Raw genomic sequence first — 16,865 nt, 5'->3', positions numbered from 1 at the left:
CGGAAAGTCGCCACTCTAACGCCGGGGTGGCCGTCACGCCTACTGCACCCCGTCGTCAGCGGCGTCATGTGACATCCGTATGAACGGGACTTCGCAACCCTGCGAGGGTCGGTTGTGAAGAAGTTCCGAATACGGGAATCGGTGTTCGCCCAGCTCGCCGGGTTCGGTACGTTGGGCTGATGTTCTCGAAAGTCTTGGTCGCCAATCGCGGTGAGATCGCTATTCGGGCCTTCCGCGCCGCCTACGAGCTCGGGATCGGGACGGTCGCGGTCTTCCCCTACGAGGATCGCAACTCGGTGCACCGGCTCAAGGCCGACGAGTCCTACCAGATCGGCGAGGAGGGCCATCCGGTCCGGGCCTACCTCTCGATCGAGGCCGTCATCGATGCCGCCAAGACCGCGGGCGCCGACGCCATCTACCCCGGCTACGGCTTCCTCTCGGAGAACCCCGACCTGGCCGCCGCCTGCGCCGCCGAGGGCATCACCTTCATCGGCCCCTCCGCGCAGGTGCTGGAGCTGGCGGGCAACAAGGCACGGGCGGTGGCCGCCGCCCGCGCCGCCGGGCTGCCGGTGCTGAAGTCCAGCGAGCCATCCGCGGATGTGGAGGAGCTGGTCGCGGCCTCGGCCGAGTTGCAGTTCCCGATCTTCGTCAAGGCGGTGGCCGGTGGCGGTGGCCGCGGGATGCGGCGGGTCGCCGAGCCCGAACAGTTGCGTGAGGCGATCGAGGCGGCCTCGCGCGAGGCGGAGTCGGCGTTCGGCGATCCGACCGTGTTCCTGGAGCAGGCGGTGGTGAACCCGCGCCACATCGAGGTGCAGATCCTGGCCGATCAGCACGGCAATGTGATGCACCTGTTCGAGCGGGACTGTTCGCTGCAGCGCAGGCATCAGAAGGTGATCGAGCTGGCGCCCGCGCCGAACCTCGATCCGGAGCTGCGGGAGCGGATCTGCGCGGACGCGGTGGCCTTCGCCCGCGAGATCGACTACTCGTGCGCGGGGACGGTGGAGTTCCTGCTGGACGAGCGCGGGAACCACGTCTTCATCGAGATGAACCCGCGGATCCAGGTCGAGCACACGGTGACCGAGGAGATCACCGACGTGGATCTGGTGCAGTCGCAGCTGCGGATCGCGGCGGGGGAGTCCCTCGAAGACCTCGGGCTGAGCCAGGACGCGGTGACGATCCGCGGTGCGGCGCTGCAGTGCCGGATCACGACCGAGGACCCGGCGAACGGCTTCCGGCCCGACACCGGGCGGATCACCGCCTACCGCACCCCCGGCGGCGCGGGTATCCGGCTGGACGGCGGGGCGAACCTGGGCGCGGAGATCGGCGCCTACTTCGACTCCATGCTGGTCAAGCTGACCTGCCGGGGCCGCGATTTCGAGCTCGCGGTGGCGCGGGCGCGGCGGGGGCTCGCGGAGTTCCGGATCCGCGGCGTGACCACCAATATCCCGTTCCTGCTCGCCGTGCTGGACGACCCCGACTTCCGGGCGGGGCGGGTGACCACGTCGTTCATCGACGAGCGGCCGCAGCTGCTGCGGTTGCCGGAGTCCGGCGACCGCGGGACCAAGATCTTGAACTACCTCGCCGACGTCACGGTGAACAAGCCGCACGGGGAGCGGCCGACGCAGGTGTACCCGCACGACAAGCTGCCCGCGCTGGATCTCTCGGCGCCGCCGCCGGACGGGTCGCGGCAGCGGTTGCGCGCGCTCGGGCCGGAGGGGTTCGCGAAGGCGTTGCGGGAGCAGAAGGCGGTCGGCGTCACCGACACCACCTTCCGCGACGCGCACCAGTCGCTGCTGGCCACCAGGGTGCGGACCAACGGGTTGCTGGGGGTGGCCGGGCATGTCGCGCGGTCGACGCCGGAGTTGCTGTCGGTGGAGTGCTGGGGTGGGGCCACCTACGACGTGGCGCTGCGGTTCCTCTACGAGGATCCGTGGGAGCGGCTGGCGGCGCTGCGTGCGGCGATCCCGAACATCTGCCTGCAGATGCTGCTGCGCGGGCGCAACACCGTCGGCTACACCCCGTATCCGGAGAAGGTGACCCGGGCCTTCGTCGCCGAGGCCACCTCGACCGGGATCGATATCTTCCGCATCTTCGACGCCCTGAACAACGTCGACCAGATGCGTCCCGCGATCGACGCGGTCCGCGAGACCGGAACGGCGCTGGCCGAGGTCGCGCTCTCCTACACCGGCGACCTGGCGAATCCGAACGAGAACCTCTACACCCTCGACTACTACCTGCGCCTGGCCGAGCAGATCGTGCAGGCGGGCGCGCACGTGCTGGCGATCAAGGACATGGCCGGGCTGCTCCGCGCGCCGGCCGCGACCAAGCTGGTGACCGCGCTGCGCAGGAACTTCGACCTGCCCGTGCACGTGCACACCCACGACACCCCCGGCGGGCAACTCGCGACCTACCTCGCCGCCTGGCAGGCGGGCGCGGATGCCGTCGACGGGGCGAGCGCGGCGATGGCGGGCACGACGAGCCAGCCCGCGCTGTCGGCGATCGTCGCCGCGGCGGCGCATTCGGAGTTCGACACCGGGCTGAACCTGCAGGCCGTGTGCGATCTGGAGCCGTACTGGGAGGCGCTGCGGAAGGTGTACGCGCCGTTCGAGTCCGGGCTTCCGGCCCCGACCGGGCGCGTGTACACCCACGAGATCCCGGGCGGGCAGCTGTCGAATCTGCGGCAGCAGGCCATCGCGCTGGGGCTGGGCGACCGGTTCGAGGAGGTCGAGGCGACCTACGCGGCCGCGGACCGGATGCTGGGCAGGCTGATCAAGGTCACCCCCTCCTCCAAGGTCGTCGGTGACCTGGCCCTGGCGCTGGTGGGGACCGGGGTCGATGCCGAGCAGTTCGCCGCCGACCCGGCGCGCTACGACATCCCGGATTCGGTGATCGGGTTCCTGCGCGGCGAGCTCGGCACCCCGGCCGGTGGCTGGCCCGAGCCGTTCCGGACCCGCGCGCTGGAGGGCCGGACCGACCCGAAGCCGGTGACCCCGCTCAGCGACGAGGACGAGAAGGCGCTCGACGGCGAACCCCTGGAGCGCCGCGGCACCTTGAACCGGCTGCTGTTCCCGGGCCCGACCGGTGAGTTCCTCGCGCACCGGGAGACCTACGGTGACACCTCGGGGCTGTCGGCGAACCAGTTCTTCTACGGCCTGCGTCGCGGGGACGAGCACCGGGTGCAGCTGGAGAAGGGCGTCACGCTGCTGATCGGGCTGGAGGCGATCTCCGAGCCGGACGAGCGCGGGATGCGCACGGTCATGTGCATCCTCAACGGCCAGCTGCGTCCGGTGGCGGTGCGGGACCGCTCGATCGCGGGCGAGGTGAAGTCGGCGGAGAAGGCCGACCGCAACGACTCCAGGCACGTGGCGGCGCCGTTCGCGGGCGTGGTTACGCTGACGGTGAGCGAGGGCGACACCGTCGCGGCGGGCGACGCCATCGGCACCATCGAGGCCATGAAGATGGAGGCCGCCATCACCGCGCCGCGGCCCGGCACGGTCGCGCGGATCGCGATCAGCACCGTCCAGCAGGTGGAGGGCGGCGACCTGCTGCTCGAGCTCGCCGGGCGGGAGTCCGCGGCGGAATGACGCGGATCGTCGCCGGGGTGGCGGGCGGGCGGCGGCTCCGGGTGCCGCCCGCGGGGACCAGGCCGACCTCGGATCGGGTGCGCGAGGCGCTGTTCAGCGCGCTCGCCGCCCGGCTCGACTTCGACGGGGTGCGGGTGCTCGACCTCTACGCCGGGTCGGGGGCGCTCGGGCTGGAGGCGCTCTCCCGGGGGGCGGGCTTCGCCCTGCTGGTGGAGTCGGATCGGAAGGCGGGAGCGGTGATCCGGGCCAATATCGCCGAGCTCGGCCTGCCGGGGGCGGAGCTGCGGGCGGGCAGTGTCTGCGCCGTGCTGGCGACGCCGCCCGCCGAGCCGTTCGACCTCGTCTTCGCCGACCCGCCCTACGACCTGGGCGTCGCCGCCGTCGAGGGCGATCTCACCGCGCTCGCGCGCGGCTGGCTGGCGCCCGAGGCGCTGGTGGTGGTCGAGCGCTCGGCTCGCGGGGCCGAGATCACCTGGCCGAACGGGTTTCTCGCCGAGAAGCCACGCCGGTACGGCGAAACCCGGCTGGAGCTGGCCGAGTTCGCCGCTCCCGGCTGAGCCACACCGCCACCGGCTGCTAGCGTCTGCGGCATGGCAGGAGCGTTGTGCCCGGGCTCGTTCGACCCGGTGACGAACGGACACCTCGACGTCTTCCAGCGGGTGGCGGCGCAGTTCGACGAGGTGATCGTGACCGTCAATGTGAACCCGAAGAAGCAGGGGATGTTCACCGTGCCGGAGCGCATCGAGTTGCTCCGCGAGACCACCGCCCACCTGCCGAATGTGCGGATCGCGTCGTGGCAGGGGCTGACCGTCGACTTCGCCAGGGAGCAGGGCGTCACCGCCATCGTGAAGGGGCTGCGCGATCCCGGCGACTTCGGCTACGAGCTGCCGATGGCGCTGATGAACAAGAAGCTCGCCGGGGTCGACACCTTCTTCATCCCTGCCGACCCGGCGTTCACCCACCTCTCGAGTTCACTGGTCAAGGAGGTCGCGAGGTTCGGCGGCGACGTCGCCGACATGCTGCCGCCCGTCGTGCACAAGGCGTTGCTGGCCCGGCTCGCCGAGCAGGGCTAGAAGACCCAGCCGCGCAGCGCGAGGAAGCGCAGCGTGCCGACGGCGGCGGTGATCGCGAGCACGGCGGCGGCCTGGCCGAGGCCGCCGAGCCCGGGGGAGGCCACCTCGAGCGCGGCCAGGCCCGCGGAGGTGATGAGCAGCCCGGCGACGGCGAGCCCGCCGCCCTCCCACTGCGCGGTGAACCAGCCGACCCGATCCGCGGCGCGGAAGGTGAGCCGGCGGTGCAGCTCGTTGGCGACGATGGTGCTGGCGATCGAGCCGACCGTGTTCGCGGGCAGCGTCCCCGACCCGAGCAGCGCGAGGAACAACGCCACGTACACGACATTGCTCGCCATCCCGACCATGGCGAACCGCACCAGCTGGGCGGGGGCGCGGTCGCCGCGCAGGTAGGTGAGCAGGGTGACCAGCCCGGCGCGGCCGCGCTGGGTGGCCCGCACGAGCGCGGCCCCACCGGCCGCGCGCAGCCTGGCAACCCGCCTGCTCCGCCTCGGCTGCCGCCGGACCCGGTCGTCGGCACCTGTCTCCGCCGGGTCGCCCGCGGGGCCGCGCGCGGCAGCGGTCATCGGCGTCCACGGCGCGATGAGGGTGGTGAGATGCGACATCACCGCGGTGCGCGGGTGCAGGACGGTCATACGCGTTCCGATCGCGAGAGCCTGGCACCGGGCGTCGCGGGGGATTCCCGCTGCCCGCTCGAGGGCGGGTGCTCGGCACGGCGGCTGCCTATCCGCAGAATCCTGGGTGGAGCCTGCGATTCGCTTGCGAAGATCTTGTCGACCTCCGCGAGTATTCTACATCAACCGGAGGTTCGCTCTCCACTTGCTCCTGAGGGAATCCTGTGATTTCCCGCAACCGCTCGACACACCGGCCGCGTGCCGGGGTCAACCCCGCCGCTCCGGGCAGACTGGAGCACAGGCGAAGTGTGTGCCGAGGAGGGTGACAGCATGTATCGCGTATTCGAAGCGCTCGACGAGCTCGTGGCGATCGTCGAGGAGGCACGCGGCATCCCGCCCACCCGCAACTGCATCGTGCCCCGCGGCGAGGTGCTGGAGCTGCTCGACGACGTGCGGGACGCGCTGCCCGGTGAACTCGACGACGCGCAGGACGTGCTCGACCACCGGGACAAGATCGTCACCGATGCCCGCACCTCCGCCGAGGCCACCGTCACCGGCGCCGACGAGCAGGCGCGGGACACCCTCGAGTCCGCGCGCGCCGAGGCCGACCGCATCCTGGCCGAGGCCAAGGCGCACGCCGACCGGATGGTGGCCGATGCCAACGCGCACGCCGACCACCTGGTCACCGGCGCCCAGGCCGAGGCGGAGCGGCTGGTCGCCGACGCCAATGCCGAGTACGACGCGGTCACCGGCCGGGCCAGGGTCGAGTCGGAGCGGATGATCGAGGCGGGCAAGGCATCCTTCGAGCGCTCGGTCGCCGAGGGCGAGGCCGAGCGGGCCCGGCTGGTGGCGCAGACCGAGGTGGTGCGCGCCGCGCACGCCGAGTCGGCGCGGGTGATCGATGCCGCGCACGGGGAGTCCGACCGCATGCGCGACGAGTGCGACCACTACGTCGACGGCAAGCTGGCCGACTTCGAGGAGACGCTGAACAGCACGCTGCGCACCGTCGTCCGGGGCAGGCACCAGCTGCGCGCCGAGGCGGGGAAGGCGCCCGATTACGCCGCCGAGTACCCGGCCCCCGAGTACGTCGCCGACTACCGGCGCTGACCCGCGATTGGGGCGCGGAGCTGCCCGTCGCGTACTGTGGGGTGGTTGCCCATCCCCCTTCAGTATCGGAGTGAATTCGTGATGTCCGCCGGTTCCGCCGCGCGCCGTCGCCCGGCTTCGCACGGGCTTCAGGTCGGCGGCTTCGTACTGGATGCCCGCAGCCTGGGGCGCCGCCCCGGCACCATGCGCGAGCTGCGCCGCGAGGTCACCGCCACCGAGCGGATCGGCCTCGACCTCGTGCACATCCCCGAGGGCGCGCCCATCGATCTCGACCTCACGCTGCAGGCCGTCTCCGAGGGCGTGCTGGTCACCGGCACCGTCTCGGCGCCGGTGGCGGGCGAGTGCTCGCGCTGCCTGGAGTCGTTCACCGACTCCGTCGAGCTGTCGATCACCGAGCTGTTCGCCTACCCGGACAGCGCCACCGAGCAGACCACCGAGGAGGACGACGTCCACCGGCTGGTCGACGACCTCATCGACCTGGAGCCGGTGGTCATCGACGCGATCGGGCTGGAGCTGCCGCTGCAGCCGCTCTGCGCCCCGGACTGCGCCGGGCTCTGCCCCGAGTGCGGTGTCCGGATGGCGATTGCGGGTTCCGGGCACGGGCATGAGATACTCGATCCTCGCTGGGCCGGACTGGCGAAGTTCGCCTCCGATGCGGATGTCGCGTCCCCCGGTCCCCAGGACCACCCACCGTCAGATCGTGCTGCCGACCAGGCACGCTCGCGTACAGAGGAGAAGTAGTCGTGGCCGTTCCGAAGCGCCGGATGTCCCGTTCCAACACCAGGTCGCGGCGCAGCCAGTGGAAGGCTGTCGCGCCCACCCTCATCACCTGCCCGAACCGGGCCTGCGGCGAGAAGACGCTGCCGCACATCGCCTGCCCGAACTGCGGCACGTACCGGGGCCGCCAGGTCACCGCCGCCGTCTGAGCGAGCCCCTCGTATCGACGTGACATCCAGTAGGGACGGCGCCCACGCCTCCGGTGACCATGCGAGCCTGCTCGCCGCGCTCGGCGTCGAACTGCAGCCGGAGCTGCTGCGGCTCGCGCTGACGCACCGCTCGTACGCCTACGAGAACGGCGGGCTGCCCACCAACGAGCGCCTGGAGTTCCTCGGCGACTCGGTGCTCGGGCTCAGCATCACCGAGCAGCTCTACCACGAGCACCCGGAGAAGTCCGAGGGCGAGCTCGCCAAGCTGCGCGCCAGCGTGGTCAACATGCACGCGCTGGCCGAGGTGGCGCGGGCGCTCGGCGCGGGCGGGCTCGGCACGCACCTGCTGCTCGGCAAGGGCGAGGAGCTCACCGGCGGCCGGGACAAGCCGAGCATCCTCGCCGACGGCATGGAGTCGCTGCTCGGTGCGGTGCACCTGGAGCACGGCATCGAGGTGGCCCGCACCGTCGTGCTGCGGCTCTTCGCCGAGCTGCTCGAGCGCGGCCCGCGGATGGGCGCGGGCCTGGATTGGAAGACCAGCCTGCAGGAGCTCACCGCCGAGCGCGGCCTCGGCGTGCCCAGCTACGAGATCAGCTCCACCGGCCCGGACCACGACAAGGAGTTCACCGCGACGACGGTGATCGCCGGACGGCCCTACGGCACCGGGGTCGGCCGCTCCAAGAAGGAAGCCGAGCAGAAGGCCGCGGGCACCGCCTACCAGGCGCTGACCGCCGAAGCCGCCGCCGACGCCTGACGTGCCGGAGCTCCCCGAGGTCGAGGTGGTACGGCGCGGGCTGGCCGAGCACGTGGTCGGCCGGGTGATCGAGTCGGTCACCGTCACGCACGAGCGTTCGGTGCGCAGGCACCCGGCGGGCGCGGCCGACCTGGCCGCCCGGCTCTCCGGGCTGACCGTCGCGAGCGCCGAGCGCCGCGGCAAGTTCCTCTGGCTCACCTTCGACGAGCCGGATCTCGCGCTCGTCGTGCACCTCGGGATGAGCGGGCAGATGCTGGTGCAGCCGGGTGCGGCGCCGCGGCAGAAGCACGCGCACATCACCGCGGGGCTGAGCGACGGCACCCAGCTGCGCTTCGTCGACCAGCGCACCTTCGGTGGCTGGGCGCTGGCCCCGCTGGTCACCGTCGACGGGACGCCGCTGCCCGCGCCGGTCGCGCACATCGCCCGCGACCCGCTCGACCCCCGCTTCGACCGGGAGGCCGCGGTCACCGCGCTGCGTGCCAGGCAGACCGAGATCAAGCGGCTGCTGCTTGACCAGGGCGTGGTCTCCGGGATCGGCAACATCTACGCGGACGAGGCGCTCTGGCGCGCCCGCGTGCACGGCACCAGGAGCGCCGCCGGGCTGACCCGCCCCGCGCTGCGCACCCTGCTGGACGCCGCCACCGAGGTGATGACCGCCGCGCTCGCCGCGGGCGGCACCTCCTTCGACGCGCTGTATGTCAATGTGAACGGCAACTCCGGGTACTTCGAGCGCTCGCTGGACGCCTACGGCCGGGTCGACGAGCCGTGCCGCCGCTGCGGTGCGCCGATGGTGCGGGAGAGGTTCATGAACCGGTCGTCCTTCTCCTGCCCGCGCTGCCAGCCGAAGCCGCGTGCCCGCGCCGGAAAGCGCGTTACCGTGTGAGCACCGGCGCCTGAGAGGGAAGGACGCATGCGCAAGCTCACCTACTACGTGGCCTCGACCATCGACGGCTTCATCGCGACCGAGGACGGCTCGGTCGACTTCTTCCCGGTCGGCGGCGACCACGGCCCCTACATCAACAGCCACTACCCCGAGACGCTGCCGACCAAGGTCCGCGAGGCGCTCGGCGTCGACAAGCCGAACCAGACCTTCGACACCGTCGTGATGGGCAGGCGCACGCACGACTTCGGGGTGCGCACCGGTACCGCCAGCCCGTACTCGCACCTGCGGCAGTACGTCGTCTCCGGCACGCTGCCGGAGAACCCGGACCCGGACGTCGAGCTCATCGCGGGCGACCCGGTCGCCGCGGTGCGGGCGCTCAAGCGCGAGGACGGCCTCGGCATCTGGCTGTGCGGCGGCGGCGAGCTGGCGCAGGCGTTGCTGCCCGAGATCGACCAGGTGTTCCTCAAGCTGTACCCGATTGTGCTCGGCGCGGGCCGCCCGCTCTTCGGCGCCGGTTCGCGGCTGCCCGAGCCCGCCTGCTTCCGGGTGGTCACCAGCCGGGTCTTCGCCGACGGGGTCGCCTTCCTCAAGTACGCCGCGCTGCGCCCGTGACCGCACCGGGCCCGGTCGAGGCGCTGCGCGAGATCGGCTTCTGGCTGGAGCGCTCGCGCGCCGAGACCCACCGGGTCAAGGCGTACCGGCGCGCGGCCGACGTGGTCGGCGGGCTGCCCGAGGCCGAGTTCGCCGAGCGCGCGGCGACGAATTCGTGGCGCGAGCTGGCCGGGATCGGCCCCAAGACGGCGGCGGTGATCGCCGAGGCGCAGGCGGGGGAGGTGCCGCGGTACCTCGCCGAGCTGCGGCAGGCGGCCGCGCCGATCGGCCCGGCGGGGGCGGCGCTGCGGCAGCGGCTCCGCGGCGACCTGCACACCCACTCGGAGTGGTCCGACGGCGGCAGCCCGATCGCCGAGATGATGGCGGTGGCCGCCGCGCTCGGGCACGAGTACTGCGCGCTCACCGACCACTCGCCGCGGCTCACCGTCGCCAACGGGCTCTCCGCCGAGCGGTTGCGCCGCCAGCTCGACGTGGTCGCCGAGCTGAACGCGGAGATCGCGCCCTTCCGGGTGCTCACCGGGATCGAGGTCGACATCCTGGCCGGCGGCGAGCTGGACCAGGAGCCCGAGCTGCTCGCCGAGCTCGACGTGGTGGTGGCCAGTGTGCACTCCCGGCTCAGGGAGGACAGCGCCGCCATGACCGAGCGGATGGTCTACGCCGTCGCCAACCCGCACGTCGACGTGCTCGGGCACTGCACCGGGCGGCTGGTCGAGGGCGGCCGCGGCACCAGGCCGGAGTCGCAGTTCGACGCCGAGGTGGTCTTCGAGGCGTGCCGCGCCTACGGCACCGCGGTGGAGATCAACAGCCGCCCGGAGCGACGCGACCCGCCCGCCCGGCTGCTCCGGCTCGCCGTCGAGATGGAGTGCCTGTTCTCGATCGACACCGACGCGCACGCCCCCGGCCAGCTGGACTGGCTCGGCTACGGCTGCGAGCGCGCGCTGGCGAACGGGGTCCCGCCGGAGCGGGTGGTCAACACCTGGCCGCTGGCCGAGCTGCTGGCCTGGACCACCGGGCGCTGAACCCGAGGGGAACACTCGGCGAACTGTCCCGCCCCGGGTGTCGGTCCCCGGCCCCGCCGTCGAAACTGTGCTCACGGCAACCGAATACGGGGGGAGCGCGGGAGCGTGAACGGGTTTCCGATCGAGATCGTCCTCGCGCTCATCGGTGTGGCGGTGCCGATCAGCGCGTTCCTCTGGGAATTCGTCGTGGTCGGCAGGCGCAGGCTCGGCTACCGGGTGCAGATGGACACCCCGGTCACCGGCGAGATCGAATCGGTGTTCCCCGGCGTGCTCACCCGCCTGCGGCCCGAATCTCCGGACGGCGCCACCGATCTGAAGGACCTCTCGGTGGTGCTGGTCCGGATCGAGAACTCCGGTGCCACCACCATCGACACCAGCGACTACCAGACCCTCGAGAACGGCAGGGCCGGGCTGCACGTGCACTTCCCGCAGCGCCGGGTGATCGGCATGGCGGTGACCGAGCTGAGCCACCCCGGCCTCGCCGAGTGTCTCGACGCCCGTTCGGGGATCGCCCATCGCTGGGACGCGAGCGCGGGCCGCGGCGTGGTCGACCTGCCCAGGGTGCCGCTGAACCGCGGCGACCACTACAAGGTGCTCGTCATCCTGCGGCGGCAGGGCCGGTCCGGCGCGGACCCGGAGCCCGAGCTGCGCGGCGGGATCAAGGGCGGGCGGCTGCTGGAGACCCGCAGCCGGACCGGGGCATCGCGCGGGATGTTCCTGCTGGTCGGGTTCCTGGTGCTGGTGGTGGCGGCGCAGCTGGTGGTCGGGGTGGTCCGCGGGGACCGGCCGCCGCGCGGCTGTGCCGCCGGTGAGCTCACCGTCGTCGGGTCGTCCGCGCTGCGGCCGGTGATCCAGGACGCGGCGGAGCGGTACCGCGCCGAATGCCGCGACCTGCGCTTCGATTTCGCCTTCGAGGGCACCGAGCGCGGCTTGGACCGGCTGACCAGGGCCGCCTCCACCGACGGCACGCTGATCGCCATCGGCGACAACCCGATCGGCGCCAACTACCCGAAGCTGGACCGCCGCTCGCTGGCGGTCGCGGTGTTCACCGTCGTCACCCACCCCGAGCTCGACCTGCCCTCGCTGACCACCGCGCAGCTGCGCGACATCTACGCCGGGCGGGTGACCGATTGGAGCGAGCTCGGCGGCCCGCCACTGCCGGTGGTGCTGGTGGAGCGGGCCCCCGGCTCGGGGACGCGCGCGGTGTTCGAGCAGCGGGTGCTCGGCGGGTCACAGCCCGCGGTGCCGCACACCAGCTGCCTCGCCGTCCAGGGCCGCGAACTGTCCGGTCCGACCCGCTGCACCGCCGAGGTCACCGGCGACCTGCTGCAGACCGTGCGGGACACCAGGGGCGCCATCGGGTACAGCGAGTTCGGCGAGGCGACGAGGGCCGGGCTGCGCACCCCCGCGCTGAACGGCGTCGCCCCCGACCGGCAGGCAGCGCTCGCCGGGCGCTACGAGCTGTGGGGCATCGAGTTCGCCTACAGCTACGGCGCCGCCCCGCCCGGCTCCCCGGCCGCCGCGTTCCTGCGCTACCTCACCGACGAGGCGGGCAGCGACGTCCTGCGCGCGCACGGCACCGAACCCTGCCGCGACCTGCCGAACCCAGCGCGCTGCGGCGACAGCGGCTGAATGTCGGTGCCACCCGCGATGATGGAGCGGTGCCCGACCTCTCGCTGCGCGCCCTGAACCGCACCCTGCTCACCCGCCAGCACCTGATCGAGCCCGCCCCGCTCACCCCGGCGGCGCTGATCGAGGAGCTGGTCGCCGTGCAGGGGCAGGAGCCGAACTGGCCGTACCTGGGGCTCTGGAATCGGCTGCGGCGGTTCGACCGCGCCGATCTGGCGGCAGCGCTGATCGCGGGCGAGGTGGTGCGCTCGACCACGCTGCGCCGCACCGTGCACCTGACCACCGCCGCCGACTTCCGCTGGCTCCGCCCCACCCTGCACGAGCTGGTCGCGGGCGCGGTGCGCTCGGCGTACTACCGCGACGAGCTGGACGGCATCGACCACGCCGCGCTCGCGGCCGCGGGCCGGGAGCTGCTCGGCGACCGGCTGCTCACCCGCGGGGAGCTGGGAACCGCGCTGGCGGAGCGGTTTCCGGAGCGGCACGTGCGCAGGCTGGCCGAGGCGGTCGAGGTCATGGTGCCGCTGGTGCACGGCCCGGAGTGCGGCGAGTGGGGGCGCTGGCGCAACCGCTACGTCACGGTCGGGCTGGCGGAGGCGCGGCTCGGCCCGCTCGCCCCCGCGCCGGAGCCGGCGACGCTGGTGCGGCGCTACCTGGCCGCCTTCGGCCCGGCGACCGTGGCCGACGCGCAGGCGTGGTCCGGCGCGACCAGGCTGGCCCCGGTCTTCGCGGCGCTGCGGCCGGAGCTGCGGGTGCTGCGCGACCCGGACGGCCGCGAACTCTTCGACCTGCCGGACGCGGTGCTCGCCGACCCGGAGACCCCGGTGCCGGTGCGCTTCCTGCCCGCCTTCGACAACGCCGTGCTCGGCTACCGGGACCGGCGCCGCATCGTGAGCGAGGCCGACCGGCGGCGCACCGCGGCCGAGGCGTCGGCCGGCGTGCCGGTGTACCTGGTGGACGGTTTCGTGCACGGCCGGTGGTCGCTGGCGGGGAGCACGCTGCGCGTCGAGCCCTGGCATCCGATCGGTAACTCGGATGATGCTGCGATCCGCGAAGAAGCCGAGCGAACGCTGAAATTCCTGATCCCTTACGGGGAAGCGGCAATTTCCATCGTGCGCTGAGTATTCGCCGACGCGCCGTCGGCTCTCGGTTTCGAGGTTTCGAGCGCCGAAAGTGGGCTATGTTGTCGGCGGCCCCCCTGGGAACTTCTCTGGCGTTCCGCACCCCTCCCAGGCCGACCTGCCCCATGGACGGCGGTGCTGCTCGGTCTTCACCTCCGCCGCGGCGGCCATCTTTCTGCGCCCGGTACACCGGTGTGCCGGGTGGATGTGCTCCAAGGTTGTTCCCCTGGAAGGAGGGTCATGAGCGCAGGGTTGTCAGCGCCGATCCCGGCGCAGTTCGATACCGCGGATCTGCTGTCGCTCGGTCGTCGTCCCGATCGGTTCCGGATCGCCATGGTGGTGCCCCCGTACTTCGATGTGCCGCCCAAGGCGTACGGCGGGGTCGAGGCGGTCGTCGCCGACCTGGTGGATTCGCTCGTCGGCCTGGGCCACGAGGTGACCCTGCTCGGTGCGGGTGAGCCCGGAACCAAGGCGAACTTCCTGCCGCTGTGGGACCGCGCGGTCCCGGAGCGGCTCGGCGAGCCGTTTCCCGAGGTGGTGCACGCATTGCGGGTGCGCCGCGCGATCGAGCGGCTCGCCGGCACCGACGGGGTCGACCTGGTGCACGACCACACCTTCGCGGGCCCGCTCAACGCCCCCGCCTACGCGGGGCTCGGGCTGCCCACCGTCGTCACCGTGCACGGCCCGGTGCAGGACGACAGCTACCGCTACTACCGCGAGATGGGCGACGAGGTGGCGCTGGTCGCGATCAGCGACCGGCAGCGCGCGCTCGCCCCCGACCTGAACTGGGTCGGGCGGGTGCACAACGCCCTGCACGTGGACGAATGGCCGTTCCAGGCCGAGAAGAAGGAGTACGCGCTCTTCCTCGGCCGCTACACCGAGGACAAGGCGCCGCATCTGGCGGTTCAAGCGGCCCACGAAGCGGGTATCCCCCTGGTACTCGCGGGCAAGTGCAGCGAACCGGCGGAGCAGAACTACTTCGAGGAGAAGGTCCGCCCGCTGCTCGGCGAGCAGGACCACGTCTTCGGGATGGCCGATGCCACCGCCAAGCGCAGGCTGCTCTCCGAGGCGAGCTGCCTGTTGTTCCCGGTGCGGTGGGAGGAGCCGTTCGGCATGGTGATGATCGAGGCGATGGTCTGCGGCACCCCGGTGGTGGCGCTGCGCGGCGGCGCGGTGCCCGAGGTCGTGGTGGACGGGGTGACCGGGCGGATCTGCGACGACCCCGCCGAGCTGCCCGCCGCCATCGCCGAGGTGCGCGGTTACGACCCGGCGGCCTGCCGGGCGCACGTGGCGGCCAACTTCGGCGCCGAGACGCTCGGCCGCGGCTACGAGGACGTCTACCGGAAGCTGCTGCGCGAGCGCGCCGTTCGCTTCGCCGGCTCGACCGCGCTGACCTTCGTGACGAGCGGCCGGGCATGACGGCCGACGCGCCCGCCCCGCTCAACGCAGGCGAACCCACCGGTCTCGGTGGCTGCGGGGCCTCGGTGACCCTGGTGGAGGGCGGCACCTTCTGCCTGTCCAACCGGCTCGGCGATATCGCGCCGGGGTTGCCGCACGGCCTGTTCTACCGGGACGCGCGCGTCATCTCCCGCTGGGAGCTGCTGGTGGACGGCAAACCCGCCGATTCGCTCTCCGTGCTGAGCCCGGAGGCGTTCGCGGCCAGGTTCGTGCTGCGCCGTCCACCGCAGGCCGGGATCGCCGACAGCACGCTGCTCGTGGTCAGGGAGCGGCTGGTGGCCGAGGGCATGCACGAGACGGTCACGCTGGAGAACATGGGCCGCGAACCGACCGCGGTCACGCTGGAGCTGCACGTCGACGCGGACTTCGTCGACCTGTTCGCGGTCAAGGAGGGCCGGGCCGGGCACACCAGGGCCGAGGTCACCGTCAGCGACGGCGAGCTGCTGCTGCACGACCGGGCCGAGCGGATGCGCGGGCTCTCGGTGTCGTCGACGGTGGAGCCGGTGGTGCTGCCGGGCACCCTGGTGTGGCGGGTGGTGGTCCCGCCCGGCGAGCTCTGGCAGACCGAGATCATCGCCCAGCCCACCGTCGGCAACCAGCGCGTCCAGTCCGAGAACTACGGAATCAGCGCGCCGGGCCGCAAGATCGCGGCCTGGCGCGACTCCGCCACCGACGTGCGCGCCGACGACCCGGTGCTCGCCCAGGTGCTGCGCCGCACCGAGAGCGATCTCGGCGCGCTGCAGATCCACGACGAGCACGGCGACGGCCGCCCGTTCGTCGCGGCGGGCGCGCCCTGGTTCATGACGCTCTTCGGCCGGGACAGCCTGCTGACCGCGTGGATGGCGCTGCCGCTCGAGGTCGACCTCGCGGTCGGCACCCTGCAGCAGCTCGCCGAGTTGCAGGGCCGCCGGGTGGATCCGCTCACCGAGGAGGAGCCGGGGCGGATCATGCACGAGATGCGCCGCGGCCCGGCCAGCGGCCAGGTGCTGGGCGGCAACATCTACTACGGCACCGCCGACGCCACCCCGCTCTTCGTCATGCTGCTGAACGAGGCGCACCGCTGGGGCGCCGACCGGGAGGCGGTGGAGGCGCTGCTGCCCGCCGCCGACGCCGCGCTGCGCTGGCTGCGCGATTACGGCGACCGGGACGGCGACGGCTTCGTCGAGTATCGCCGCGCCACCGACCGCGGCCTGATCAACCAGGGCTGGAAGGACAGCTTCGACGGCATCAACGACGCGAGCGGGCACCTGCCGGAGGCGCCGCTGGCGCTCTGCGAGGTGCAGGGCTACGCCTACGCCGCGGTACTGGCCCGCGCCGAGCTCGCCGAGGCCTTCGACGAGGTGCGGGTGGCGGCCAAGCTGCGCGACAAGGCGGCCGAGATGAAGCAGAACTTCGCGGCGAAGTTCTGGCTGCCCGAGCGCGGCTGGTACGCCGTCGCGCTGGACCGGGACAAGCGCCGGGTTACCGCGCTGACCAGCAATGTGGCGCACTGTCTCTGGGCGGGCATCGCCACCGACGAGCACGCCGAGCAGATCGTGCGACACCTCGGCGGCCCGGGGATGGACAGCGGCTTCGGGCTGCGCACGCTCGGCTCCGACATGGGCGCCTACAACCCGATGAGCTACCACAACGGCTCGATCTGGCCGCACGACACCGCGCTCGCGGTGGCCGGGCTGCTGCGCTACGAGCACGTGCCCGGCGCGGTCGAGCTGGCGACCCGGCTGGCGGGCGGGCTGCTCGACGCGGCCGCCGCCTTCGGGGGCCGGCTTCCCGAATTGTTCTGCGGCTTCCCGCGTTCCCGCTTCGCGGCGCCGGTTCCCTACCCGACCTCGTGTTCGCCGCAGGCGTGGGCGAGCGCGGCCCCGATGCTGCTGGTGCGCTCCTTCCTCGGGCTGGAGCCGAATGTGCCTGAGCGCACGCTCGGCGTGCGGCCGCGGCTGCCCGCCTCCTGGGGGACGGTGACGCTCTCCGCGCTGCGGCTCGGCGGCGTCACCGTCGACGTGCAGGCCAAGGGCGACGAGGTCGCCGAGGTCCGGCTGCCGGACGAGTGGAAGCTGATCGCGGAGTGAACTCCCCCCGATAACCGAACAC

General features: G+C 72.5%; 15 protein-coding genes. 14 read left to right on the top strand and 1 reads right to left on the bottom strand.

Features of this window, described 5'->3' with window-relative positions; genetic code table 11:
- Positions 1-179: 179 nt before the first annotated feature.
- From LTT61_RS10780 to coaD, 3 genes are read left to right on the top strand one after another with little or no spacing between them, the layout of a single operon-like run.
- Positions 180-3,584: a pyruvate carboxylase gene (locus tag LTT61_RS10780; RefSeq protein ID WP_233019796.1), complete on the top strand. Its 3,405-nt coding sequence runs from the start codon at positions 180-182 to the stop codon at positions 3,582-3,584.
- Positions 3,581-4,141 carry a 16S rRNA (guanine(966)-N(2))-methyltransferase RsmD gene (rsmD, locus tag LTT61_RS10775; RefSeq protein ID WP_233019795.1) on the top strand — a complete coding sequence of 187 codons (561 nt, stop codon included), beginning with the start codon at positions 3,581-3,583 and terminating at the stop codon, positions 4,139-4,141. The genes LTT61_RS10780 and rsmD overlap by 4 nt, the downstream gene beginning before the upstream one ends.
- A gap of 33 nt (positions 4,142-4,174) precedes the next feature.
- Positions 4,175-4,657, top strand: coding sequence for a pantetheine-phosphate adenylyltransferase (gene coaD, locus LTT61_RS10770; protein ID WP_233019794.1), 483 nt, complete (start codon positions 4,175-4,177; stop codon positions 4,655-4,657).
- Here the strand turns inward: coaD and LTT61_RS32930 are convergent.
- Positions 4,654-5,289, bottom strand: coding sequence for a GtrA family protein (locus tag LTT61_RS32930; RefSeq protein ID WP_420094767.1), 636 nt, complete (start codon positions 5,287-5,289; stop codon positions 4,654-4,656). The genes coaD and LTT61_RS32930 overlap by 4 nt on opposite strands.
- A gap of 309 nt (positions 5,290-5,598) precedes the next feature.
- Here LTT61_RS32930 and LTT61_RS10760 point away from each other — a divergent pair, with 309 nt between their 5' ends.
- The 11 genes from LTT61_RS10760 (at position 5,599) to LTT61_RS10710 (ending at position 16,843) form a co-directional block, all read left to right on the top strand.
- Positions 5,599-6,375, top strand: a complete 777-nt coding sequence (locus tag LTT61_RS10760; protein ID WP_233019793.1) for a DivIVA domain-containing protein — start codon at positions 5,599-5,601, stop codon at positions 6,373-6,375.
- 81 nt (positions 6,376-6,456) lie between these two features.
- Positions 6,457-7,116, top strand: coding sequence for a YceD family protein (locus LTT61_RS10755; protein WP_233019792.1), 660 nt, complete (start codon positions 6,457-6,459; stop codon positions 7,114-7,116).
- A 2-nt stretch (positions 7,117-7,118) separates the two neighbouring features.
- Positions 7,119-7,301 carry a 50S ribosomal protein L32 gene (rpmF, locus tag LTT61_RS10750; protein ID WP_067658664.1) on the top strand — a complete coding sequence of 61 codons (183 nt, stop codon included), beginning with the start codon at positions 7,119-7,121 and terminating at the stop codon, positions 7,299-7,301.
- A 19-nt stretch (positions 7,302-7,320) separates the two neighbouring features.
- On the top strand, positions 7,321-8,055 hold the full coding sequence (rnc, locus tag LTT61_RS10745) for a ribonuclease III (protein ID WP_233019791.1): 735 nt from the start codon (positions 7,321-7,323) through the stop codon (positions 8,053-8,055).
- Between the two features lies 1 nt (position 8,056).
- Positions 8,057-8,938 carry a bifunctional DNA-formamidopyrimidine glycosylase/DNA-(apurinic or apyrimidinic site) lyase gene (gene mutM, locus LTT61_RS10740; protein WP_233019790.1) on the top strand — a complete coding sequence of 294 codons (882 nt, stop codon included), beginning with the start codon at positions 8,057-8,059 and terminating at the stop codon, positions 8,936-8,938.
- 27 nt (positions 8,939-8,965) lie between these two features.
- Complete coding sequence (locus tag LTT61_RS10735) at positions 8,966-9,550, top strand: dihydrofolate reductase family protein (protein WP_233019789.1); 585 nt, start codon at positions 8,966-8,968, stop codon at positions 9,548-9,550.
- Complete coding sequence (locus tag LTT61_RS10730; protein WP_233019788.1) at positions 9,547-10,569, top strand: PHP domain-containing protein; 1,023 nt, start codon at positions 9,547-9,549, stop codon at positions 10,567-10,569. The genes LTT61_RS10735 and LTT61_RS10730 overlap by 4 nt, the downstream gene beginning before the upstream one ends.
- Positions 10,570-10,674: 105 nt before the next feature.
- Entirely contained in the window at positions 10,675-12,201 is a 1,527-nt protein-coding gene (locus LTT61_RS10725) for a PstS family phosphate ABC transporter substrate-binding protein (RefSeq protein ID WP_233019787.1), read from the top strand.
- A 29-nt stretch (positions 12,202-12,230) separates the two neighbouring features.
- Positions 12,231-13,316, top strand: coding sequence for a winged helix DNA-binding domain-containing protein (locus LTT61_RS10720; protein WP_233019786.1), 1,086 nt, complete (start codon positions 12,231-12,233; stop codon positions 13,314-13,316).
- A gap of 333 nt (positions 13,317-13,649) precedes the next feature.
- A complete protein-coding gene (locus tag LTT61_RS10715) occupies positions 13,650-14,735 on the top strand; it encodes a glycosyltransferase family 4 protein (RefSeq protein ID WP_233020952.1) in 1,086 nt (361 codons plus the stop codon).
- Entirely contained in the window at positions 14,732-16,843 is a 2,112-nt protein-coding gene (locus tag LTT61_RS10710) for a glycogen debranching N-terminal domain-containing protein (protein WP_233019785.1), read from the top strand. Before LTT61_RS10715 ends, LTT61_RS10710 begins: the two co-directional genes overlap by 4 nt.
- The last annotated feature ends 22 nt before the right edge of the window (positions 16,844-16,865 follow it).

It is taken from the genome of Nocardia asteroides (genome assembly GCF_021183625.1).
Taxonomy (GTDB): domain Bacteria; phylum Actinomycetota; class Actinomycetes; order Mycobacteriales; family Mycobacteriaceae; genus Nocardia; species Nocardia asteroides_A.
Note: the sequence above shows the minus strand (reverse complement) of the source record. Positions and strands in the feature narration are given on the sequence as shown.